Origin of the sequence: Hansschlegelia sp. KR7-227 (genome assembly GCF_049446035.1) — a bacterium.
Taxonomy (GTDB): Bacteria; Pseudomonadota; Alphaproteobacteria; order Rhizobiales; family Methylopilaceae; genus Methylopila.
The window spans coordinates 310835-333350 of the sequence record NZ_JBMSEA010000001.1 but is presented as its reverse complement, the minus strand read 5'-3'; the positions used below and the strand labels follow the sequence as shown (position 1 = coordinate 333350).

The 22516-nt window shown below is 68.6% G+C and carries 19 protein-coding genes; 8 read left to right on the top strand and 11 right to left on the bottom strand.

What is annotated here, in order from left to right:
• Positions 1-100: 100 nt before the first annotated feature.
• The 3 genes from ACO2RJ_RS01475 to ACO2RJ_RS01465 all read left to right on the top strand — a co-directional run bounded on the left by ACO2RJ_RS01475 (position 101) and on the right by ACO2RJ_RS01465 (position 4047).
• Complete coding sequence (locus ACO2RJ_RS01475) at positions 101-2338, top strand: TonB-dependent hemoglobin/transferrin/lactoferrin family receptor (protein WP_423266241.1); 2238 nt, start codon at positions 101-103, stop codon at positions 2336-2338.
• Positions 2339-2395: 57 nt separating this feature from the next.
• Entirely contained in the window at positions 2396-3367 is a 972-nt protein-coding gene (locus ACO2RJ_RS01470) for a calcium-binding protein (RefSeq protein ID WP_423266240.1), read from the top strand.
• A gap of 71 nt (positions 3368-3438) precedes the next feature.
• Complete coding sequence (locus tag ACO2RJ_RS01465) at positions 3439-4047, top strand: biliverdin-producing heme oxygenase (protein WP_423266239.1); 609 nt, start codon at positions 3439-3441, stop codon at positions 4045-4047.
• 9 nt (positions 4048-4056) lie between these two features.
• On the opposite strand, the gene ACO2RJ_RS01460 is transcribed toward ACO2RJ_RS01465, so the two are convergent.
• Positions 4057-5157: a calcium-binding protein gene (locus tag ACO2RJ_RS01460; protein ID WP_423266238.1), complete on the bottom strand. Its 1101-nt coding sequence runs from the start codon at positions 5155-5157 to the stop codon at positions 4057-4059.
• A gap of 444 nt (positions 5158-5601) precedes the next feature.
• On the bottom strand, positions 5602-5913 hold the full coding sequence (locus ACO2RJ_RS01455) for a DUF6665 family protein (protein WP_423266237.1): 312 nt from the start codon (positions 5911-5913) through the stop codon (positions 5602-5604).
• A gap of 111 nt (positions 5914-6024) precedes the next feature.
• Between ACO2RJ_RS01455 and ACO2RJ_RS01450 the strand changes: the two genes are divergently transcribed.
• Complete coding sequence (locus ACO2RJ_RS01450; protein ID WP_423266236.1) at positions 6025-6387, top strand: hypothetical protein; 363 nt, start codon at positions 6025-6027, stop codon at positions 6385-6387.
• A gap of 182 nt (positions 6388-6569) precedes the next feature.
• On the top strand, positions 6570-6809 hold the full coding sequence (locus tag ACO2RJ_RS01445; protein WP_423266235.1) for a hypothetical protein: 240 nt from the start codon (positions 6570-6572) through the stop codon (positions 6807-6809).
• A gap of 13 nt (positions 6810-6822) precedes the next feature.
• Here ACO2RJ_RS01445 and ACO2RJ_RS01440 read toward each other — a convergent pair whose 3' ends face one another.
• Positions 6823-7182 carry a gamma-butyrobetaine hydroxylase-like domain-containing protein gene (locus ACO2RJ_RS01440; RefSeq protein WP_423266234.1) on the bottom strand — a complete coding sequence of 120 codons (360 nt, stop codon included), beginning with the start codon at positions 7180-7182 and terminating at the stop codon, positions 6823-6825.
• A 132-nt stretch (positions 7183-7314) separates the two neighbouring features.
• Here ACO2RJ_RS01440 and moaA point away from each other — a divergent pair, with 132 nt between their 5' ends.
• From moaA to ACO2RJ_RS01425, 3 genes are all read left to right on the top strand, one after another.
• On the top strand, positions 7315-8340 hold the full coding sequence (gene moaA / locus ACO2RJ_RS01435) for a GTP 3',8-cyclase MoaA (RefSeq protein ID WP_423266233.1): 1026 nt from the start codon (positions 7315-7317) through the stop codon (positions 8338-8340).
• Between the two features lie 337 nt (positions 8341-8677).
• Entirely contained in the window at positions 8678-9232 is a 555-nt protein-coding gene (locus ACO2RJ_RS01430) for a TRAP transporter small permease subunit (RefSeq protein WP_423266231.1), read from the top strand.
• A 50-nt stretch (positions 9233-9282) separates the two neighbouring features.
• Entirely contained in the window at positions 9283-10791 is a 1509-nt protein-coding gene (locus ACO2RJ_RS01425) for a TRAP transporter large permease (RefSeq protein ID WP_423266230.1), read from the top strand.
• A 57-nt stretch (positions 10792-10848) separates the two neighbouring features.
• Here the strand turns inward: ACO2RJ_RS01425 and otsA are convergent, their stop codons facing one another.
• The 8 genes from otsA to ftsZ all read right to left on the bottom strand — a co-directional run bounded on the left by otsA (position 10849) and on the right by ftsZ (position 22508).
• The gene (gene otsA / locus ACO2RJ_RS01420) at positions 10849-12270 is read right to left on the bottom strand and encodes an alpha,alpha-trehalose-phosphate synthase (UDP-forming) (RefSeq protein ID WP_423266229.1); all 1422 of its coding nucleotides are present in this window, start codon (positions 12268-12270) and stop codon (positions 10849-10851) included.
• Between the two features lie 145 nt (positions 12271-12415).
• Positions 12416-12805, bottom strand: coding sequence for a TadE/TadG family type IV pilus assembly protein (locus tag ACO2RJ_RS01415; protein WP_423266228.1), 390 nt, complete (start codon positions 12803-12805; stop codon positions 12416-12418).
• Between the two features lie 62 nt (positions 12806-12867).
• The gene (locus ACO2RJ_RS01410; RefSeq protein WP_423266227.1) at positions 12868-13449 is read right to left on the bottom strand and encodes a TadE/TadG family type IV pilus assembly protein; all 582 of its coding nucleotides are present in this window, start codon (positions 13447-13449) and stop codon (positions 12868-12870) included.
• The gene (locus ACO2RJ_RS01405; RefSeq protein ID WP_423266226.1) at positions 13446-15503 is read right to left on the bottom strand and encodes a pilus assembly protein TadG-related protein; all 2058 of its coding nucleotides are present in this window, start codon (positions 15501-15503) and stop codon (positions 13446-13448) included. The genes ACO2RJ_RS01410 and ACO2RJ_RS01405 overlap by 4 nt, the downstream gene beginning before the upstream one ends.
• A 254-nt stretch (positions 15504-15757) precedes the next feature.
• A complete protein-coding gene (gene ligA, locus ACO2RJ_RS01400; protein ID WP_423266225.1) occupies positions 15758-17890 on the bottom strand; it encodes an NAD-dependent DNA ligase LigA in 2133 nt (710 codons plus the stop codon).
• A complete protein-coding gene (gene recN / locus ACO2RJ_RS01395) occupies positions 17887-19557 on the bottom strand; it encodes a DNA repair protein RecN (protein ID WP_423266224.1) in 1671 nt (556 codons plus the stop codon). Before recN ends, ligA begins: the two co-directional genes overlap by 4 nt.
• A gap of 30 nt (positions 19558-19587) precedes the next feature.
• Complete coding sequence (locus ACO2RJ_RS01390) at positions 19588-20523, bottom strand: outer membrane protein assembly factor BamD (protein WP_423266223.1); 936 nt, start codon at positions 20521-20523, stop codon at positions 19588-19590.
• Positions 20524-20783: 260 nt separating this feature from the next.
• Positions 20784-22508, bottom strand: coding sequence for a cell division protein FtsZ (gene ftsZ, locus ACO2RJ_RS01385; RefSeq protein ID WP_423266222.1), 1725 nt, complete (start codon positions 22506-22508; stop codon positions 20784-20786).
• Positions 22509-22516 lie beyond the last annotated feature (8 nt).

Genomic DNA, 22516 nt, shown 5'->3' with positions numbered 1-22516 from the left:
GCGCATGGTATTGGCTCGCCAGCGTTTGTCGTCCCAGGCGGGACGCGCGGCGCGAGGTGGTCCGCGCTCGGGGCGACGGGGCGGACCGGGTGTGTGGAGCGTGAACGTGCGCATCGGGGGGCAGCGGCGGAGCGTGGGCGTCGTCGCGCTATCGGCTTGTCTCGCGGCGACGGGCGTGATCGCGCCTGCGGCGGCTGAGGACGGCGCCGACGAGGTCATTGCGCTCGACCCTCTGGAGGTCATCGGCCAGATCTTCGCCGGCTGGCAGGGCGCGTCGGACGACGTCTACGACACCCCTGGCGCGGTCGCGCAGATCGGCCGGGAGGCGATCGACGAACGCGGAGGGGCGCGCAATTCGGGCGACCTCGTGCGCGGCGTGGCGGGCGTGAACGCGGTGATGGACCGGCAGAACCCCGGCATGAACGTCAACATCCGCGGCCTGCAGGATCAAGGTCGGGTGAACATGTCGATCGACGGCGCGCGACAGAACTTCCAGCAGTCGGGCCACGGCGCGACGGCCTTCGCCTATATCGACCCGGAGCTCATCGGCGGCGTTGACATCGACAAGGGGCCGACCTCGCTCGCCGGCGGCGCCGGCGTCATCGGCGGCGTCGTCAATTTCCGCACGCTGAACTTCGACGACATCGCGTTGCCCGGCCGCGACTACGGCGTCCGCTTCAACGGGACGACCGGCACGAACGCGTTCACCTTCAACGGCAGCCTCGCCGCCGCGTCGCGGGTGACCGAGAGCTTCGAGCTGGTCGGCGCGGTGGGCCGCAAGAAGCTCGGCGAATACGAAGTCGGCAAGCGCGGCGATCTGGATTACGTCGGTCTGGGCGAGCGGGCGGAATACACCACGCAGGACCAGTGGTCCTGGCTGCTGAAGGCGACGGCGGAGCCGGCCGAGAACCACAAGCTGACGCTAAGCTACACCGGGCTCTCGACCAAGTTCGGCACGGGCTCGGGGCCTTACGTCGACACCGACGACGTCGTGAACCACACGATCGTCGCCGACTGGCGCTGGACGCCGGGCTCCGCCTGGGCCGACGTGGCGGCCAAGCTCTATTACACCCGCACGTCGAACGATCAGTTCCGGCCGCGCCGCCTTCGCGACCCGGACGGCGATCCCAACGATCCCGGGAACATCCGCTATTCCGAGGCCAACGTCGATTACGCCATCGACACCTATGGCGGCTCGCTGTCGAACACGTCGCGCTTCGCGATCCCTCTGTTCGACGTCGCGCTGACCTATGGCGGCGAGTACTTCCTCGACAAGACCGACACGGCTTCGGTTTACGCCGACCCGGCGGACGATCCGAGCGGCTCGCAGTTCACAGGCTCCAACCCGGTCGGCGAACGCGGCGTCGGCGGCCTGTTCGCGCGCGCCGAACTCAGCCACGCCGACTGGCTAAAGGTGCTCGCGGGCGTCCGCTACGACCGCTACTACATGAAGGGCTCGGGCGTCGTCTTCGACGGCCTCGGCTCCGGATGCGGCTCGGCGCGCTGCCCGTCGCCCTTCGACGTCGACGTCGATGGCGGACGCTTCTCGCCGACCGCGACGATCGCGGTGACGCCGCTGACCGGGCTGCAGCTCTATACGTCCTACGAGCAGGGCTACCGGCCCCCCAACATCATGGAGGCGATCCTCGGCGGCGAGCATATCGGCGGCCCGCTTCAGGCGCCCTTCGCGCCGAACCCGAACCTCGATCCCGAAATCTCGCGCACGGTCGAGGCCGGGGCCAACGTCAAGCTGGACGGCGTGCTGCAGGACGGCGACGCCCTGCGGGCGAAGGCGTCGATCTACTCGACCTGGGTCGACGATTTCATCACTCAGGCGGCGGTTCGGAGCGGGAACGACACCATGCTTCAGAACGTCAATCTGAAGGACAGAACACGGTTGCGGGGCGTCGACCTCGAGGCGAACTACGACGCCGGCTACGCCTATATCGGCGGCTCGGCCTCGTTCATCGACGCCCGCTACGGCGACGACTACGACAACATCCCGTCCTTCGGACCCGCGCTCGCCGGCATCTACCTGGCGCCGAAAAGGAAGCTCGCAGTCGACGGCGGCGCGCGCTTCTTCGAGCGGCGCCTAACGGTCGGCGGACGCGTCACCTACGTAGATCCCGAAGATAACATCGGCTCGATCACCGGCGCCTACAATTACAATACGTATACGCTGATCGACCTCTACACCTCCTTCAAGGTGAACGATCAAATCACCTTCCGCGCGTCGGTCGAGAACATCCGTGACGTCGCCTATGTCGAGGCGATGGGCGCGGCGTTGTCTCCCTCACCGGGGCGAACCTTCACCATCGGAGCGACGGCGCGGTTCTGACGCCCGTCTAAACTCTGCTGATAGCCCCGGAGCGGGGCCGCACAAGGAGAACTGACAATGGCCATCACCATCACGGCCTTCAACGCCAACGGCGACGCGACCGGCCTGAACTTCAACAGCTACCTCAACGCGTTCGACGCCACCTTCGTGAACGGCAGCCGCGGCTTCTTCAGCGACAACCCGTTCGATCTGGCCGGCGACGAATACGCCGTCTCCTCGAGCGCCGACCAGACGCTGCCGATTTCCGACGGCCAGGCCGTCATCATGGATTCCGGCGCTGCAAACGAACTCACTTACGACTTCAACACCCATACGCTTGGCGGCTCCCTCGACGCGGTCGAGTTCGGAACCGGCCTCACCTACACGAGCGCCACGGACGACTTTACGACGACGCGCGACGTCACGATCACCGGCCTTGGACTCACGGGCTCCGGCGCCGACGGCGCCGTCCACAAGGTGGTTGCCGACCTGATGAACGGCAGCGACGACGCGCTGCGCGACGTCCTCGAGGCGTCCGACGTGATCTTCCGCGGCGGCAGCGGCCGCGACACCATGATCGGCTTCGGCGGCGACGACACGATGAATGGGGGCGGCTCCAACGACTACCTCCGCGGCAACGCCGGCGAAGATTCGATCAATGGCGGCGCCGGCAACGACTTCCTCTACGGTCAGGTCGGCGCCGACACGGTGGTGGGAGCCGCAGGCCATGACGTGCTCGACGGCGGCGCGGGCGACGATCGGCTCATCGGCGGCGGCGGTCGGGATCGCCTGGTCGGCGGGACCGGCGACGACACCTTCGTCTTCGGCAAGAGCTTCGGCGTCGACCGGATCGCCGATTTCGAAGCCGGAGCCGGCGGCGGCGACGTGATCGAGTTCTCCACCTCGCTGTTCTCGAACTTCCAGGACGTGCTCGATCATACGACGAACGTGGATGGAAACGCCGTGATAGCGTTCAGCGCGACCACGACGCTGACGCTGCTCGGCGTCACCGAGGCCCAGCTCAACGCGAACGACTTCTCGTTCGTCTGATCCGCAATGACCGGCCCGTCCCCCGCCGGCAGCGGGTGGCGGGCCATTTCCCACCAGAGCAGGCGGCCACCATGTCCCTCACCGAAGCCGCGGCGCCCGTCGCGACGCCCGAAACCCGAGCGCAGCGCCTGCGCCGGGCGACCCACAGCCTGCACGAATCGCTCGACAGCCGGATCTCGGACGCGAAGCTCTTCACAGACCGGGACCGCTACGCGCTGTTTCTCGCGATGCAGCGCCGGTTCCACGCCGACGTGGACGCCCTCTACCGCGACCCTCGGCTGATCGCGGTGATTCCGGACCTGCTCGAGCGCCGGAAGCTCGACCTTATCGATCAGGACCTCGCCGACCTCGGACGGGCCCCCCCGGCGAATCCAGCCCAGCCGGCGGACCCGAGCGACGAAGCTGCAGCGCTCGGCTGGCTCTATGTCGCGGAAGGCTCGAACCTGGGGGCGGCCTTCCTTCTGAAGGAGGCTGCAAAGCTCGGCCTGTCCGAAAGCTTCGGGGCCCGCTCGCTCGCCGCGCATCCGGAAGGCCGCGGCCTGCACTGGCGGCGCTTCACGCAGGACCTTGACGGTCCGCAGCTGACGCCGGAGGAAGAGGAGCGCGCCGAGGCCGGCGCGGCGGCCGCCTTCGCCCGCGTCCGCGCGCTCGCCGAAGAGACGATCGCGGCCGCGGGCTGACCGAGCGCGTCAGATCACGTCGAAATCGGCGGCCGTCAGCGCCAGTCCCTTTTTCAGGATCGCAAACAGCACGGCCCGGTCGTCGCCCGTGCCGTCGGAGTCGAAGTACAGCCGGCCGGTGTCTTCGTTGTAGATGATGCGGTCCGAGGCGTCGTGAGCGCGCGCGCCCGTCCAGAACGCCGCCTTGGCGAGATCGCCGAGGGGCGCGAACCGATCGAAGGCCGCGCGCGACAACGCGATCGTGTCGTCGAGTGGCCTGAAGTCGGTGATGATGTCGATGTTGGTCGCGGACGGCGCGTTCTTGAAGGAGAACGTGTCCGCCCCCGCCCCTCCCTCAAGAATGTCCTGGCCCAATCCGCCATTGAGGCGATCGTTCCCGGCGCCCCCGGACAGGCGGTTCGCGGCGCCGTCGCCGCCGAGGGCGTCATTGAAGCGCGACCCGATCAGGTTCTCGATCGAGGAATAGACGTCGCCGCGGGCGTCGCCGGAGTTCGACCGGGCACTCCCGAGACTGGCGAGGACCGCCGCCTTCGCCGAGGCGTAAGTGGCGGTGTCGGCTCCCGCGCCGCCGATCAGGCGATCGCCGCCCGCGCCGCCCAGCAGGGTGTCGTTGCCGGCGTCGCCGGACAGGGAATCCGCGCCGAGATCCCCATAGATCAGATCCGCGCCGTCGCCGCCGAACAGCGTGTCGTTGCCGCCGAAGCCGTTCAGCGCGTCGTTGCCGCCGAAGCTCTGGAAGCTGTCCGCCTTCGCCCCGCCTATGAACCGGTCGGCCCGGGACAGCACGTCCTGGATCAGGGCGAAATCGTCAGTGGTGGAGCTGGTGAGCGCCGCGGCGCGGATGTCGGCGACGTCGAGCCGGCCGCCTTCGATGCTCGCGACGCGCGTCGAGCCGTCAAACGCCGCGTATGAGGTGACCACGCCGCTGATTGGTTCGCCCAAGGACGAGTACCGGAAGCCCGTCCCGCGGAATTCGTCCCGCGTTCCATCGTCGTAATCGACGCGAAACAGCGTCGAGCTCCGCGTGAACCTCACCCCGTCATAGACGGTGCTGAAATCGAAATAGTCGAAATCGAATCCGAGCGTGTCGGACGAAGTCACCACCGTCATGACGGAACGCCCCCGAATTGGCCCAGGCAAGCGCCGTCCGCACCGCTGGTCCGGCCGCTCGACCCGCGTCGAGCATGTTTCCGCACAGGCCAAAAAGCAACCACAACATAGCCGCGTCGAGACGCAGAATCGCGGCGGCGCGGCGAGGGCCGCGAGTCCCGCCGCCGATCCGGCGCGGCCCTGCCGCGTATGAGCGTGAGAGGCGGGCCCCAAGCTCCGCCGACGGAGGGTTTCACATGAGACGTGCGGCGATCATGACGTTCATCTTATCCGCCTTGCTTGCAGGCTGCGCCGACCAACCCGCCTCGGGTCCGAGCCCCACGCGGACCTCGCCCCTCACCCATTCGCCGCGCGATCGCGTCTCGGAGGTCGGCCATCCAGAGACGAGCGGCCCGCTCCGTCCTACGGCGCCGACCGGCTGACCTGTCGCCGCTCAGGTCGACGTCAACAGGCGCCGACCAAGGCCAGAACCTCGCGCGGAATGGGGAACGCCTCGATGACGTCGCCGTGCCGCCGAAACCCCATCAGTTCGCGCTGGATGAAGAAGGCATGAACCGCCTTCGCCGCGGCCAGCTTCGCCGGGACGCGATCCTCCGGGCTCTCCACCGCCCGCAGGACCGCCAGCGCGGTTTTCGCCGCGCGTTCCGACCGGTCGAGCGCGGCGACCTTTTCGGCCCGGAGTTCGGCGTCGAGCGCCAGCAGGCCGATCGCGTCGGCAGGCCCAGGGACGAGCGTTCTTGGAGGTCGAAGCGACATGCCTGCATTTTGAAGCAGCGGACCAGGGCCGCCAAGCCCTTGCCGCGCGCTCGCAGGAACGTCGCAGCTCAGCGGACGAGAAGCCAAGGAACGGACCTGCCGTGGAGATCGTTGATCACAAACAAGACCGATGCGTGCGTCGCGCGCATTCAAAAGACGACGATCACCGGGAGAAACGACATGCGAATGATTCTTGCCGCCGCCGCTGCACTGGCGCTCACCGCGGGCGTCGCGAACGCCCAGTCGCCATCGACGGCCGACAAACCGGCCGCTGCGGGGCAGAACAGCGGAAGCGAAAAGATGTCCCCCGGCACCGCCGGCGCCATGCAGAACGAAGCCGGCGGCGTCGCCACGAGCCCGCAGGACGTTCAGAAGCAGGGCACCGGCGCGACGACGCCCAGCACCGACGATAGCGGGAAGGCGATGAAATCGACCGGCGACGCTCACAAGTCGACGAGTGACGAAAAGAAGTAAGCGACGTCCTCTGCGCCAGTCGAGGCCGCCCGGCCAGGCCGGGCGGCCTTTTTCATGCGGCGCCGAAGGAAACGCTGCACCGCACCACCTAAAATGCTCGCAGCCCGTCCGAACTCGTGGTGTACTCAAGAAAGCGTGACAGTCACGAGAGCTCGATCACGAGACGCCAAGGGAGGTTCGCCATGCAATGGCTTCGACTCACGGCCCCGGGTCAGCATGAGGTCTATGTGAACATGGCGCTGGCCGTGCACATGCGCCGGTTCGGCGAGAAGACGACCATCGACATGCTGACGAGTTCGATGGACCGGACGCACTGCGTCGGCGTGCTGGAGACGCCCGAGGCCATTCTGCAGAAGATGTGCGATTGCGGCTGGGTGTCCCGCCAGGGGGGCGAGGCCGACCGGCCGCCCGTTCCGCACTAGCCTCAGGTCGCGGTCAGCGGGTCAGGCCGAGATCGGCGAGAGCCGCGTGATAATCCGACATGAGCTCGTCGCCGCGCTCTCCGAACACGCGCAGCGCGCTCCAGGTGTATATGCCGGTGTCGTGGCCGTCGTCGAAGACGAGGCGCACCGCATAGGAGCCCACCTCCTGCACGTCGCGGATCGCGACGTCGCGTTTGCCCGGCACGATGGTCTTCTGGTCGGGCGAATGCCCCTGAACTTCGGCGCTCGGGCTTTCGACGCGCAGGAGCTCCGCGGCGATCGCGTGGCGCGCGCCGTCCGCCCATGCGAGCGTGAGCGTCCGGCCGTCCTTGGAGAGCCTGACCTCCGTCGGCCACAGCGTGTCGTCGCCCATTCCGAGCCCTCCCCGTCCGTCCGGCCCCTTTCGTCGGGGCTGGGGCGTTCCTAACTTCCCTATGACGTTTTCGCCACCGTCATCGGATCCCTGTCGCGTCCGGCGCGACGATTGCGTATAACCCCCGAGCCGATGGACATCTTTCCGCGCCCCCTGCCGACCGAACCGTTGATCGATCCGTTTGCGCGGGCGATCACCTATCTGCGCGTCTCCGTGACGGACCGCTGCGACTTCCGCTGCGTCTACTGCATGTCGGAGCACATGACGTTCCTGCCGAAGCGCGATCTGCTCAGCCTGGAAGAGCTCGACCGCCTGTGCAGCGCCTTCATCCGGCTCGGCGTCCGCAAGCTGCGGCTCACCGGCGGCGAGCCGCTGGTGCGGCGGGACCTGATGACGTTGATCCGGTCGCTCGGCCGCCACATCGATTCCGGCGCGCTGGAGGAGCTCACGCTCACCACCAACGGCAGCCAATTGGCGAAGCACGCCGCGGACCTCTACGCCGCGGGCGTACGCCGCGTGAACGTTTCGCTCGACACTCTGGACGAGACCAAATTCCGTCAGGTGACCCGCTGGGGCGACCTTGGCGTGGTGCTCGGCGGCATCGACGCGGCGCTCGCGGCTGGCCTGAAAATCAAGATCAACACCGTCGCGCTGCGCGACGTGAACGAGGACGAGATCGCCTCGATCGCAGCCTGGGCCCACGGCAAGGGCATGGACCTGTCGCTGATCGAGACCATGCCGCTGGGCGAGATCGACGGCGACCGCACCGACCAGTATCTGCCGCTGAGCCGTGTCCGCGCCCGGCTCGCACAGCGCTGGACGCTGAACGACATTCCCTACAAGACCGGGGGCCCCGCCCGCTACGTCTCGGTCGCCGAGACCGGAGGGCGGATCGGCTTCATCACCCCGATGACGCACAATTTCTGCGAAAGCTGCAACCGCGTGCGGGTGACCTGCACCGGCACCCTGTTCATGTGCCTCGGTCAGGAAGACGCCGCCGACCTGCGGGCGCCGTTGCGGGCCAGCGAAAGCGACGCTCTGCTCGCGGACGCGATCCGCAGCGCGATCGCCCGCAAGCCGAAGGGCCACGACTTCGTCATCGACCGCACGCGCGCAAAGCCCGCCGTCGCCCGTCACATGTCGACGACCGGCGGCTGACCGGCGCCTGGCGGGCGTACAGCCCGCGTCTCGAAAACCTCCCACATCGGCTCCTGTCCGTGACGTGCCTGGACGGCGTCCATTTTCTCCGGGCGCGTCCCAGGCTGCGATGATCGAGTTCGCGACGATCGCTCCCGCGGTTTGCGCAGCGGTTCGTCGCGCTTGAGGCGCCTCGCGCCAGATGGCGCTTGCCTGTTGCGACCTCGGTTGAATCGTGGCATCCGCCTGCAGCCTCCGCTCGCGTGGAGGCCGCTGGAATGGTAAGTCACAAGCATCGACAAGAGGGGATCGCGGCGTCTCAGACCGCGAACGGCCCGCCGACGGGGGGAACATGCCGATGGGCGCCTTGCTCGCGCTGAGCCGCACGATCGACGCGATCAACACCGTGATCGGGCGCTCCGCGATGTGGCTGACGCTGATCGCCGTCATCGTCAGCTCGGTCAACGCCGTCCTGCGCAAGGCGTTCGACATGAGCTCGAACGCCTGGCTCGAGCTGCAGTGGTATCTGTTCGGCGGCGTGTTCATGCTCTGCGCCGCGTACACGCTGCTGAAGAACGAGCACATCCGGATCGACGTGCTCGCCGGGCTGTTTTCCAAGCGCACCCGCGACTGGATCGACGTCGGCGGCCACGTGATCGTGCTGATTCCGTTCTGCCTGCTGATGATCTACGATCTCTGGCCGTTCTTCTGGCTCTCCTTCACCTCGGGAGAAGTCTCGAACAGCCCCGGCGGCCTGATCATCTGGCCCGCCAAGGGGCTCATCCTGCTCGGTTTCGTTCTGCTGCTCGCGCAAGGCGTCTCCGAGCTCATCAAGCGCGTCGCGGTGCTGCAGGGGCTGATCCCCGACCCTTACGAGGAGAAGCGCGACGAGGATGAGACCGTCGTCGCCTGAACTCCGCCTCTTCCCGACGACCCGACGCGACACGCCGGAGCCCCCGAGGCATGACCGAGTTCCTGATCCACAACATGGCGCCGATCATGTTCGCGACGCTCGTCGTGTTCCTTCTGATCGGCTATCCCGTCGCGTTCTCGCTCGCCGCGAACGGGCTTCTGTTCGCGTTCATCGGCATCGAACTCGGCCTGTTCCAGCCCGATTTCCTACAAGCCCTGCCGTTCCGCATCTTCGGCGTGATGAGCAACGAGACGCTGCTCGCCATTCCGTTCTTCACCTTCATGGGGCTGATCCTCGAACGATCCGGCATGGCCGAGGACCTGCTCGACACCATAGGGCAGCTGTTCGGGCCGATCCGGGGCGGCCTCGCCTACGCCGTGATTTTCGTCGGCGCGCTGCTTGCGGCCACCACCGGCGTGGTCGCGGCCTCGGTCATCTCGATGGGGCTGATCTCGCTGCCGATCATGCTGCGCTACGGCTACGACCGCAGGGTCGCCGCCGGCGTGATCGCGGCGTCGGGAACTCTCGCGCAGATCATCCCGCCGAGCCTCGTGCTGATCGTCATGGCCGACCAGCTCGGGAAGTCCGTCGGCGACATGTACAAGGGCGCGCTGGTCCCGGGCCTCGTGCTGACCGCGCTCTACGCCGGCTACATCTTTCTTGTGACGATGGTCCGCCCGGCGGCGGCGCCCGCTTTGCCGCCGGAGGCGCGCACCCTCCGCGGGGCGGCGCTCATCGCGCGGGTGCTGTTCGTGCTCATTCCGCCGCTGGTGCTGATCGGGCTGGTGCTCGGCACCATCTTCGTAGGCATCGCGACGCCCACGGAGGGCGGCGCGATGGGCGCCGCGGGCGCGCTGATCCTCGCGGCCATGAAGCGGAAGCTCACAGTGCCGTTGATGACGCACGCGCTCGACTCGACCGCGAAGCTCTCGACGTTCGTGATCTTCATCCTGATCGGCGCCCGCGTGTTCAGCCTGACCTTCTATGGGGTCGAGGGCGACAAATGGGTGCAGAACCTGCTCATCGGCCTGCCGGGCGGCGAGGTCGGGTTCCTGATCGTCGTGAACGCGCTGGTGTTCGTGCTGGCGTTCTTCCTCGACTTCTTCGAACTCGCCTTCATCATCGTCCCGTTGCTCGGGCCCGCGGCCGCCGCTCTGGGGATCGACCTGATCTGGTTCGGCGTTATGCTCGGGGTCAACATGCAGACGTCGTTCATGCACCCGCCCTTCGGCTTCTCGCTGTTCTACCTGCGCTCCGTCGCGCCGCGAAAATCCTACCTCGACAAGATCACGAAGAAGCGCACCGAAGGCGTCACCACGGGCCAGATCTATTGGGGAGCGGTGCCCTTCGTGATCATCCAGATGATCATGGTCGGGCTGGTGATCGCCTTCCCGCAGATGGTGACGCACTACAAGGGCGCGGCGTCGACCGTCGACCCGAGCACGATCAAGATCGACATCCCCGACAACAATTTCGGCGCTCCGGACGGCGGCGACATGAAGGAGCCGGACTTCGGGGTCCCGCCGCCTCCCGACTTCGGGGCGCCGCCGGCGAGGTGAGGCGACAAGGCCGCCGCCGGTCGACGCCCCCGGACCCAAAACCGCCGGTCGGACAGTTCAGCTCACGGCCTTGAGGCGGTCGGCGGTTGGGGACGTTTCGGCGTCGCCTTCGAGCGCTTCAAGGTAGGAGCGCCGCCACCAGGCGACGTCATGTTCCGAAATGCGAGCGAACATCCGCTTCCACCGGTCCACCCGCTCGTCCAACGGCATGTCGAGCGCGCGGGCGATCGCGCCCGCGGTGCCGTCGACGTCATAAGGGTTGGTGAGCAGCGCGCCGTCCATCTCGGCCGCGGCGCCCGCGAAGCGCGACAGCAGGAGAACGCCGGGGTCTTCCGGATCCTGGGCGGCGACGAACTCCTTCGCCACGAGGTTCATCCCGTCCCGCAGCGGCGTCACGAGGCCGACGCTCGCCATGCGATAGAGCCCCGCCAGCGCGTTGCGGCCGACGGTGCGGTTCACGTAGCGGATCGGCGTCCAGTCGAGCTCGGCGTGCGCGCCGTTCACCCGCCCGGCGAGCTCCGCGACCGCGCGCTCCATCGCGGCGTATTCCGGCACTTCCTCGCGCGATTTCGGGGTGACCTGAAGAAAGGTGCAGCGGCCGCGCCAGCTGTCGTCCAGCGTGAGAAACGTCTCGAAGGCCTGGATGCGCTCGGCGATGCCCTTGGAGTAATCCAGCCGGTCCACCCCGATGATCAGCTTGCGCCCGAGCATGCTCTCGCGCATGCGCCGCACGAGCGAGTTGCGCCCGGATGCGGCGGCCGTCTCGGCGAAGGCCTTGGTTTCGATCCCGACCGGCAGCGCTTCGACCCGGATCGCTCGGCCATGAACGACGAACCGGCCCGCGCTCAGCCGCCGGCCGACCTTCTCGCGGCGGACGTAGGTCTCGAAATTCTCGACGTCGAGCGGGGTCTGGAATCCGATGACGTCATGAGCCGCCAGTCCCCGCACGATGTCGGCGTGGTTGGGCAGCACGGTCAGGATGTCCGGCGGCGGGAACGGGATGTGGAGATAGAAGCCGATCCGGTTCTTCAGCCCGGCCGCGCGGAGCTCCGCGGCCATCGGGATCAGGTGATAGTCGTGCACCCAGACCAGGTCGGACGGCTGCACCATCGGCGCCAGCATGCGGGCGAAGAGCTTGTTGACGCGGTAGTAGCCGCCCAGCGCCACGCGGGTAAAATCTGCGAGGTCCATCCGGTAGTGAAACAGCGGCCAGAGCATCCGGTTGGAGAAGCCGCCGTAATACTCTTCGAGGTCGCGCTGCTTGAGGTCCACCAGCGCGTAGGTCAGGCCGCCGCTCTCGACCGTCTTGGGATGCTCGGGCTGCGCCGCGTCGTCGGGAATAGTCCGCCCGCTCCAGCCGAACCAGACGCCGCCGCGCTCCTGCATCGCTCCGGACAGCGCGACGGCAAGCCCGCCAGCGGCCTGCGCCCCAGGCTTCAGCATCGGGACGCGATTGGAGACGACGATCAGACGACTCACGGCGCGGCCCTCGGCTGGCGGCCCAGGAACAAGCTTCCAGGTCTGGTCGTGCTTGAAGAGATTGACATTGCCCGGTCCAACAACGTCCGGAGGCGGCCGGTTGTTCCCGAGGTCGCGTCATCGCGACGCCGGTCGCGCGAAAAGATCACGGTTGGTTCGGGAAGCACGCCGACGCATGCAGCGTGTGGACGCCGGCGATTTCCGTCAGGAAGCCTGGAATTGGCGTCTCGAACGGCGTCGTGAGTGTGACCTTGGAGTTCCCCGCCACCCCTGCGCAGGTCGCGTTCGCGTTCAGCGTCACATTCGCGGTCGGGATCGAAATCTGATAGGACGCCCCGGTCTCGACGACATGCGAGAGCGTCTTGGACGCGCTGTAGACCCCGTTCGCCGAGCACTCCGTCTGACGCACGCCCATGCAGCGCGCGCCCGCGATCGCCGTCTCCGACAGAGCCTGCCGGATCCACATCGCGCGTCCCGCTTCGATCGAACCCAGCAGCATCATCAGCATGGGTCCCGCCAGCAACGCGAATTCCACCGCGGTGGCGCCGGACGACTGACGCCCGAAGCGCCCCGCAAAGCGGCGAATGATCCCGCCGCTCATTGGACCTGCACGATCGCGCGCTCGACCGCCGTTCCCGCCTCAACGCGGCTGATCGCCGGAAGCAGCGGCGTGACGGCGCGGCTCCCGCTGATCGACACGAACTTGCCGGCGACGCCGCCGCCGGCGCAGGCGCCGCCGCACGTCATTGCGGATCCCCAGACGACGCCGGCCGGGGCGATCGTCGGGCAGTAGCAGGAATCGGCGTTCGCGGCCGTGCCGGTCTTCGAGACCGCCCCCGAACGGATGGTGGTGGCTGGACCGTTGTTCACGACGACCACGGCGTCCGCCCAGTTTTCCGTCTGCGTGCTTGCGATCAGCGCCGCCGTGGCGTCGGCAAGCGCCCGGCCTCCGGTCGAGGTCGCGCTCGCGCCATTGAGGAGCGCGTAGTTCGAGGCGGCGGCGACCGAGGCGTTGAGATTGAAGCGCGTGTAGAGCGAGCCTCCGAAATCGATCGTGCCGGCGAAGATCAGACAGAACACCGGCGCCAGCAACGCGAACTCGACGGCCGACACGCCATTCTTCTCTCGAGCGAAGCGGGCAAGCGCCGCGCGCAGGCTGGCGACGAGAGACGCCGTCATTGCACCAGCGCCACGCCGCCGCCGCCGGACGTCGCCCCGCCGAAGCACAGCGAACCGGCGGCCGTGCCGCCGGTCAGCGTGATCTGCGACGCGATGATCTCAAGGCACTGGCCCGCGGCGTTGCCGAGGCTGGCGCCGCCGCTCATCGAAATGGGTCCGTTGGGAAAGTACAGCGCTCCGGCGAGGCTGGCGCTCGCGCCCCCCGTCAGCGACGCGCCCATCGTCTTGGACGACGTCGTCGGGCCGACGATCGCGAGCTTCGCGGTCGCGCCCGAGGTCGGGGCGCTGATCGAGACGTTGCCGTAGCCGGACCCGAGACACAGCGCGACGTTCGTGCAGCCGGAGCCGGACACGGTGCTCTCGCCGCCGGTCACGAGCGTCACGCCGACGCCCTTCACGCCGACGGTCGAGCCGTTGCAATAGACGTCGCCCCCGCCATTGGCGCCGAAGGCGATGTAGCCGCGCACGGTGTAGACGCCTGCGCCGAGGATCGTGCCGCCGGCGGAGTTGAAGAAGCCCTTGATGTCGTGCTGGGCGGCCGCCGGCAGTGTCATGCAGCTGCCGCCGCCGGAGGTGACGTTGAGATTGCCGGCGAGCTGGAACAGGCCGGAGGACCCCGCGGCGTCGGCGAAGGTCGTCTTGGAGCCGCCGCCGACATTGATCGAATCGCCGGCCGAACTCGCGCCGATCCGGTAGCTGTTGGTCGAGCCGGAGCCGAAGGTGAGCGTGGACCCGCCATTGTTGTAGATCCCGCCCGACATCTCGAAGGTGCTGGGCCCTCCGAAGGTCAGCGTCCCGCCATTGTGGCAGATGCTGTAGCCGGCCCCGGGCGAGCAGTTCGCAGTTCCTGCGCCGAGGTTGAACGTGCCAGCGCCGAAGGTGGTCGTGGTTCCGCCGCCGGTCCACACGCCGCCTGGGAGTTTGAACGTCCCTGCCCCGAAGGTCAGCGTGCCGTTCGTGAAACACACGCTGTAGCCGCCGGAGCAGGTCCCGGACGGGGTCGCGCCGATGTTGTACGTCCCGGCGCCGAAAGTGGTCGTGTTGTTGGCGTAAAATCCCTTGGCCATGTTGTAGACGCCGGGGCCGAAGGTGATGACCGAGCCGCCGCCAGCGTTGGTGAGCACGTCGCTGAAAGTGTACGTCGTGGCCGCGGTCCCGCCGGTGTTGAAATTGACCGTGATGCCACCGCCGACGCTGATCTTCCCGAAATTGTAGGTCCCCCCGCTCGGGCAGGTCAGCGTCCAGGTCGGCTGCGACCAGCTCGCCGTGCACTTGGCGGCGGTCGCGGCGGCCTTCGTCCCGTTTTGATCCCACGCGAAGTCGATGTTCGTGCCGGTCGGGACGCTCGCAAGCGTCGGCGCGCTCGGTCCTGTCTGCCCCGCGACGACCGAAAGTCGGGACGTCGCCGTCGTGACCGCGCTTTCGCCGGCGAGCGGATCAGTCGTCTCCTTCTTCGTGATCGTCAGCGTGGAGCCGGAAGGGGCGGAGATCGCGCCGGCGCAGGGCTGGCTTGGCGGGGTGGTGTTGTAGCTGACGGCCTTGGTGACGATCGACGTGCCGCAAGGCGTCGTGATCGAGACATTCGAGGCGACGCCGCAATTGGGAGCCGTGATCTTCGTGCCGCCGGACAGCGTTATGCCGGAGCCGCTGGTCTTCAGCGCGATGATGCAGGCGTTGGCCTGGGCGGAGATCTCGGCGTAGGCCGACGCCGCGATCGTGAGATTCGCGCGGTAACCGATCACTTTCGCCAAAGCGAGGACGCTCTCGCCCTCGATGGTCACTTCGACGGTCGTGTTGCTTCCGCCTTTGGGCGACGCGACCAGCGTCGCGGTGACGTTCGCCGCGGGCACGCCATGCAGGCCCGCCAGCCGCTGCGCCGCCGCCGTCATCTTCGCGGAGTCGTTCGCGGCGCTGTAGGCCTTTGCGGCCGCATAGGCGGCGAGGTCGGCGACGCGCTGATACTCGACCTTCGTGAGCAACCCCGAGCCGAACTCGGCGACGAGGGCTGCGACTCCGATCAGCAGCGGCAGAAACACGGCCGCCAGGATCGTCACGTTGCCGCGATCGTCCCGCAGTCCATCTCTCGCTCTGTTCGGGATCATCTTACCGCCGGTACGTGCCGCTCAAATCAGCGCAGCGGCGCAAGCTATCGGACGGTGATACCCTGGCTCTTATTAAAATACCGGTAAGCGATCAGTCCAGTTTTAATATAATTAAATTTTAATTACTTTTAACCGCGGATTATATCTTTGAGGCGACGTGATTATTTCAGAGGTTCCGACGGCTAGGACGCAGCCCTCGCCACGCGTCAGCCAGTCTCGCCCACGCGCGCCAGCCATTCATCTTCGCTGAGCGTCTCGATCCCGAGATCGCGCGCCTTTGCGAGCTTCGATCCCGCGCCAGGGCCCGCGACGACGATGTCGGTCTTCTTCGACACGGAGCCTGCGACCTTCGCGCCCAGCCGCTCCGCCATCGCCTTCGCCTCGTCGCGGGTCATCTTTTCCAGCGCGCCGGTGAAGACGACCGTGAGCCCCGCGACCGGGCTCTCGCGGGCGACCTGCTCCATCGGCTCGGGCTTGACCTCGGCGAGCAGGGCGTCGAGCGGCGGGTCGTTCTGGGGCTCCTGGAAGAAGTCGATCACGGCGCGGGCGACGATCGGGCCGATGCCTTCGATGTCGACGATCTCCGCCCAGGCGTCGTTTCCCTTGTCGCCCTTGACCTCCGGGTCCGGCGGCGTGGCGCGCCGCGCGGCGTCGCGCAGCGCCTCCAGCGACACGAAATGGCGCATCAGGCGCTTGGCGTTGACCTCGCCGACATGGCGGATGCCGAGCGCGTACAGCAGCCGATCGGTCGTGCGCGTCCGCGCGTCCTCGATCGCGGCGTAGAGGTTCTTCGCCGAGGTTTCGCCCCAGCCCTCGCGGTTCCTCAGCAGGATGAGCCCGTCGCCGTCCCTCTCGCGCCGCTCGAGCGTGAAGATCTCGGACGGTTGCCGGATCTGGCCCCATTCGTAGAAGGCCGAGATCTGCTTGTCGCCGAGCCCGTCGATGTCCATCGCGTTGCGCGACACGAAATGGCGCAGTCGCTCGACGGCCTGCGCGCGGCAGATCAACCCGCCGGTGCAGCGCCGGACGACCTCGCCTTCTTCCCGCACCGCGTGGCTGCCGCAGACGGGGCAGACAGTCGGAAACACGAAGGGCGTCGCGCCTTTCGGGCGCTTCTCCGGCACGACGGCGACGACCTGCGGGATGACGTCGCCCGCCCGCTGGACGATCACGGTGTCGCCGACGCGCACGTCCTTGCGGGCGATCTCGTCCTCGTTGTGCAGCGTGGCGTTCGACACCACGACGCCGCCGACCGTGACGGGCGTGAGCTTCGCGACCGGCGTGAGCGCGCCCGTGCGGCCGACCTGGATGTCGATCGCCTCTAGTACGGTCGTCGCCTGCTCCGCCGGAAACTTGTGCGCGATCGCCCAGCGTGGGCTGCGGGAGACGAAGCCGAGCCGGCGCTGCAGGTCGAGCCGATCGACCTTGTAGACGACGCCGTCGATGTCGTAGCCGAGCGACGAACGCTCGGCCTCGATCGCTCGGTAGTGCGCGATGAGGCCCTCGGCCGAGGTGAAAACCTTCATCAGCGGATTGATGGAGAAGCCCCAGCGGCCGAGGTTTTTCACCATCCCGGTCTGCGTGTCGGACGGCACGGCGCTGGCCTCGCCCCAAGCGTAGGCGAAGAACCGCAGCGGCCGGCTCGCCGTGACGCTCGGGTCGAGCTGGCGCAGCGATCCGGCGGCCGCATTGCGCGGATTGGCGAAGACGGGCTTTCCCGCAGCGACCTGCCGCTCGTTCAGAGCGCGGAAGTCGGCATGCGACATGTACACCTCGCCGCGCACCTCCAGGACCTCGGGCGCGTCGTCGCCCTCGAGGCGCTCGGGCACGTCGTCGATGGTGGCGATGTTGCGGGTGACGTCCTCCCCGACCGCGCCGTCGCCGCGCGTCGCGCCCCGCACGAACCGTCCGTCCCGGTAGAGCAGGGACGCCGACAGGCCGTCGATCTTGGGCTCCGCGGAGATCGCGAGTTCGTCGTCCGGCTTCATCTGAAGGAAGCGCCGGACGCGCGCGACGAACTCGGCGACATCCTCCTCGGCGAAGGCGTTGCCGAGCGAGAGCATGGGCACCGCGTGGCGCACCTTGGCGAAGGCCCCGGAGGGAGCGGCGCCGACCGTCTGGCTCGGAGAGTCGGGGGTCTTGAGCTCCGGGAACTCGGCCTCGAGCGCGTCCAGGCGGCGACGCAAAGCGTCATATTCGGCGTCGGAGATCGCCGGCGCGTCCTCCTGATAATAGCGCCGGTCGTGGCCGCGAATCTCTTCGGAAAGCGCCGCGTGCTCCTTCGCGGCGTCGGGCAGCGAGGGCGGCAACTCGCCGTCGGACGTCTCCTTCGCGCTCACGCGGCGCCCTCCAGCAGCCTCGCGGCCGCGGCCCTCGCCTCTTCCGTCACCGACGCGCCGGCGAGCATGCGGGCGATCTCTTCCCTGCGCTCATGCGCGGCGAGACCTGCGACCCGTGTCGCGACGCGCCCGCCTTCCAGCTCCTGCGCCTTGCTGATCAGGAAGTGCTGGCCGGCGCGCGCGGCGACCTGCGGCGCGTGCGTCACCGACAGCACCTGCACGCCGCGGGCGAGCCGGGCGAGCCGGGCGCCGATCGCGTCGGCGACCGCCCCGCCGACGCCGGTGTCGATCTCGTCGAACACGAGCGTCGGCGCCGAGCCGCGGTCGGCGAGCGCCACCTTCAGCGCCAGCATGAAGCGCGAGAGTTCGCCGCCCGAGGCGATCCTGGCGAGCGGCCCGGCGCGGGTGCCCGGATTGGTCTGGACCCAGAACTCCACCCGGTCCACGCCGTCGGGGCCGGCGTTCGCGAGATCGGTCGCGATCTCGGTGGCGAAACGCGAGCGCTCCAGCTTGAGGTCGGGCAATTCCGCCATCACGGCCGCGTCGAGGGTCGCTGCGGCGGCCCGGCGCGCCTCGCTCAGGATCACCGCCGCGGCCGCGTAGGCCGTCTCCGCCGCGGCCGCCTCCTCCGTCAGCGCGGCGAGCTTCGCCTCCCCCGCGTCGAGATCGGCGAGGTCGCCGCGGAACCGGGCGGCGAGCGCCGCGAGGTCGTCGACCGGGACGGAGAATTTCCGCGAGGCGGCGCGCAGGGCGAACAGCCGCTCCTCGGTCCGCTCGAGCTCCTTCGGGTCGAAGGCCGTGGCGTCGAGAGCGGCCCTGAGATGCGCCTCGCCCTCGTCGAGCGCGAGCAGCGCGGCGTCGAGCGCCTTGATGGCCGGCTCGACCAGTTCCGGCGAGGAGGCCGCCCGCCGCTCGAGTCGGCGGATGGCGTTGGCGATCGTGGTGACCGGCGAGGACGCGCCGGCGACGGCGTCATAGGCCTCGTTGAGATCCTCGGCCGCCTTCTCCGCCTTCATCGTCGCGGCGCGCTTATCCGCGAGCGCGGCCTCTTCGCCGGCCTCGGGCGCAAGCTTGTCCAACTCCTCGCTCGCGTGGCGCAGATAATCGGCCTCGCGGCGCGCGGCCTCGACCTTCTCGGCGTGCTCGGCCAGCGCGCGCGCGGCGGTCCGGCGGCGCGTCCAGGCCGCCGACACGGAAGCGGCTTCCGACGCGAGACCGCCATAGGCGTCCAGCAGCGACCGGTGGGCCGCGGGATCGACCAGCGCGCGGTCGTCGTGCTGGCCGTGAATTTCGACCAGCGTCGCGCCGAGGCTTCGCAACGCCTGGACGCTGACCGGCTGGTCGTTGACGAAGGCGCGCGTCCGGCCGTCGCGGGCCTGCACGCGGCGCAGGAACAGATCGCCGTCGTCCGACAGGTCCTGGGCTGCGAGAATCGCGCGAGCGGGATGATCGGACGGGAGTTCGAAGACCGCCGTGACCTGCCCCTGCGACTCTCCCTCGCGGACCAGCCCGCCGTCGCCGCGGCCGCCGAGCGCGAGGGAGACGGCGTCGAGCACGATCGACTTTCCGGCGCCGGTCTCGCCGGTCATGACGGAGAGTCCGGCGTCGAAATCGATGTCGAGCCGGTCGATCAGGACGATGTCGCGGATCGAAAGCCGTGCGAGCACGGAGCCTCCGCTAAGCCCGGTCGGTCGGCCTCAGCCGGCCCGCGCCTGCTGCGCCGGCGGTCCCGGCTCCTCGAGGGGCTGCTGGGCGGTCGGCGGAGCGCTGACGCCGCCGCCGAAGCCGCGAAACGCCCGGCTCATCCAGGAGCCGGAGTTCTCCTGCGGCTGCAGTCCGCCCGTGTTGAGCAGCGTGTAGCTCGCCTTGTACCATTCGCTGTCGGGATAGTTGTGCCCGAGAATCGCCGCGGCGGTCTGCGCTTCGCCGGTGATGCCGAGCGCCATATAGGCCTCGACCAGGCGGTGGAGCGCCTCCTCGACGTGCCGGGTCTGCTGATAGTTCGAGACGACCACCCGGAAGCGGTTGATCGCGCCGGTGTAGTCGCGGCGCCCGAGATAGAAACGGCCGATCTGCATCTCTTTGCCGGCCAGCTGGTCGCGCGCGACCATGATGCGCCGCCGGGCCGTCTCCGCGTATTCGCTTTCCGGCCAGCGGCGCACCAACTCCTCGAACGCCTCGACCGCGCGGCGCGTGCCCTCCTGGTCGCGGCTCACGTCGGGGACCTGGTTGTAGTAGGACATGCCGATCAGATACTGCGCGTAGGCCGCGTCCGGGCTCGTCGGATGCAACTGCACGTAGCGCTTCCCGCTCGCGATCGCGTCGGTATACTTTCCGCTCTTGTAATTGGTGTAGGTGGTCATCAGCACCGCCTTGCGGCCCCACTCGGTGTAGGGGTGCTGGCGGTCGACCTCGTTGAACTTCTTCTGCGCGGCGGCGTAGTCGCCCGCATTGACGCTGCTCAGACCCTCTCCGTAGAGCTTGTCGGCGGGCTCGTCCGGGCCGACCTCGTCCTTGTTCTCATTGAAATAAGAGCACGCCGCGATCGGCAGCGTCAGCGCGAGCGCCAACGCCAGGCGCAAGAAGCCGCGCCCCCGCGCGACGGACGAAGATGAGGGCGTACGCACGGCCATCGCGAGCCTCTTGTTCAACAAGACGGAAACAAATCCCCCCGAGGGACCGGCCGCGCCGCAAACGCGAGCCTTCGGCGCGCGAAGCGAACGCCGCAGCGCAGTCTATAGCCGAAAGGAGTCGCCTGCGCCACGCGCCTCGGGCCGCTTTTCGGCAACAGGCGCCCCGCAAGCCTGTGGCTGAAACGAGGCGATCCGGACGCGGGGCTCCGCGTCCGGATCGCCGAGGGTGAGGGAGACGGCGCGCCGCGCCGCGGCCCGACTCAGTTCGCCTGGCGGCGCAGGAAGGCCGGGATCTCCAGCTGGTCGTCCTCCAGTCCGCGCGACGACTGCGGACCGGGGCTCCGGCCGTGCGGGTCGAGCTGGCCATGCGCCGGGCGCTGATGCGCCGGCGGCTGGGGGCGGCGGGCGAAGTCCTGCTGCTGCGGCGAAGGCGCACGCTGCGGCGGGACCGGCGGCTGCGGCGCCTCGTGGGCGACCGGACGCGGCGCGGCCGGCTGCTGGGCCTCAGCGTCGCCGTCCTCGGCGTAGCGGTTGAGGCCGGAGGCGAGACGCTGCAGCAGCGTCATGCGCTTCTTGTCAGGGGCCGGAGCTTCGGGCGCCTGTTCGCGGCTGGCGCGGATCTGCGCCTGGGCCGGCATCGGAAGATCTTCGATCCGCGGCATGCGAGCTCCGCGGGCCGGGACGCGCTCCGCAGCCGGCGGGACATACGCCTGCTCGTGGCCGTCGTCTTCGGCGTAGTAGGCCGTGTCCTGCTGCTGCGGCTCGGCCAGCGGGGGCTTGGGGGCCGCCGCCCGGATCGTCACGTCCTCGATCGCGGCCACGACCTGCGCGTCGTAGGCGTTCTCGGCCGGAGCCTCGGCCTGCTCGGCCGCCGGCTGCTGGGCGTGGCCCTGCGTCGGGGCGCGGAAGGTCGGCAGCGTCTGCGGCTCGGGGCTGCGCGTGCCCGGGGCCGGCTGCTTGAAGCGGCTCGTCAGCTCGGCGATCCGCTGCTCGGCCGGGCTCGGGACGCCCGCCTCCTGGATGTGGTCGATGCCGGTCGCGACCACCGACACGCGGATGATGCCGTCGAGGCTCTCGTCGAAGGTCGCGCCGAGGATGATGTTGGCCTCCGAATCGACCTCCTCGCGGATGCGGGTGGCGGCCTCGTCGACTTCGTACAGGGTGAGGTCGTTGCCGCCGGTGATCGAGATCAGCAGGCCGCGGGCGCCCTTCATCGAGACGTCGTCGAGCAGGGGATTCGCGATCGCGGCTTCCGCGGCCTGGACGGCGCGCTTGTCGCCGGAGGCTTCGCCCGTGCCCATCATCGCCTTGCCCATCTCGCGCATGATCGCGCGGACGTCGGCGAAGTCGAGATTGATCAGGCCTTCCTTGACCATCAGGTCGGTGATGCAGGCGACGCCGGAATAGAGCACCTGGTCGGCCATCGCGAAGGCGTCGGCGAAGGTGGTGCGCTCGTTCGCGACCCGGAACAGGTTCTGGTTCGGGATGACGATGAGGGTGTCGACCGCCTTCTGCAGCTCCTCGATGCCGGCTTCGGCGATCTTCATGCGGCGCTGGCCTTCGAAGTGGAACGGCTTCGTCACCACGCCGACGGTCAGGATGCCGGCTTCGCGCGCGGCCTGCGCGACGACGGGCGAGGCGCCCGTGCCGGTGCCGCCGCCCATGCCGGCGGTGATGAAGGCCATGTGGGCGCCGGACAGGTGATCGCGGATCTCGTCGATGACCTCTTCCGCGGCGGCGCGGCCGACTTCCGGCTGCGAGCCGGCGCCGAGGCCTTCCGTGACCTGCACGCCCATCTGAATGATGCGCTCGGCCTTCGACAGGGTCAGCGCCTGCGCGTCGGTGTTCGCGACGACGAAGTCCACGCCGGCGAGGCCGGCCTCGATCATGTTGTTCACCGCGTTGCCGCCGGCGCCGCCAACGCCGAACACGGTGATGCGGGGCTTCAGCTCCCGGATGTCCGGCATTTTCAGATTGATCGTCATCGCAAGCC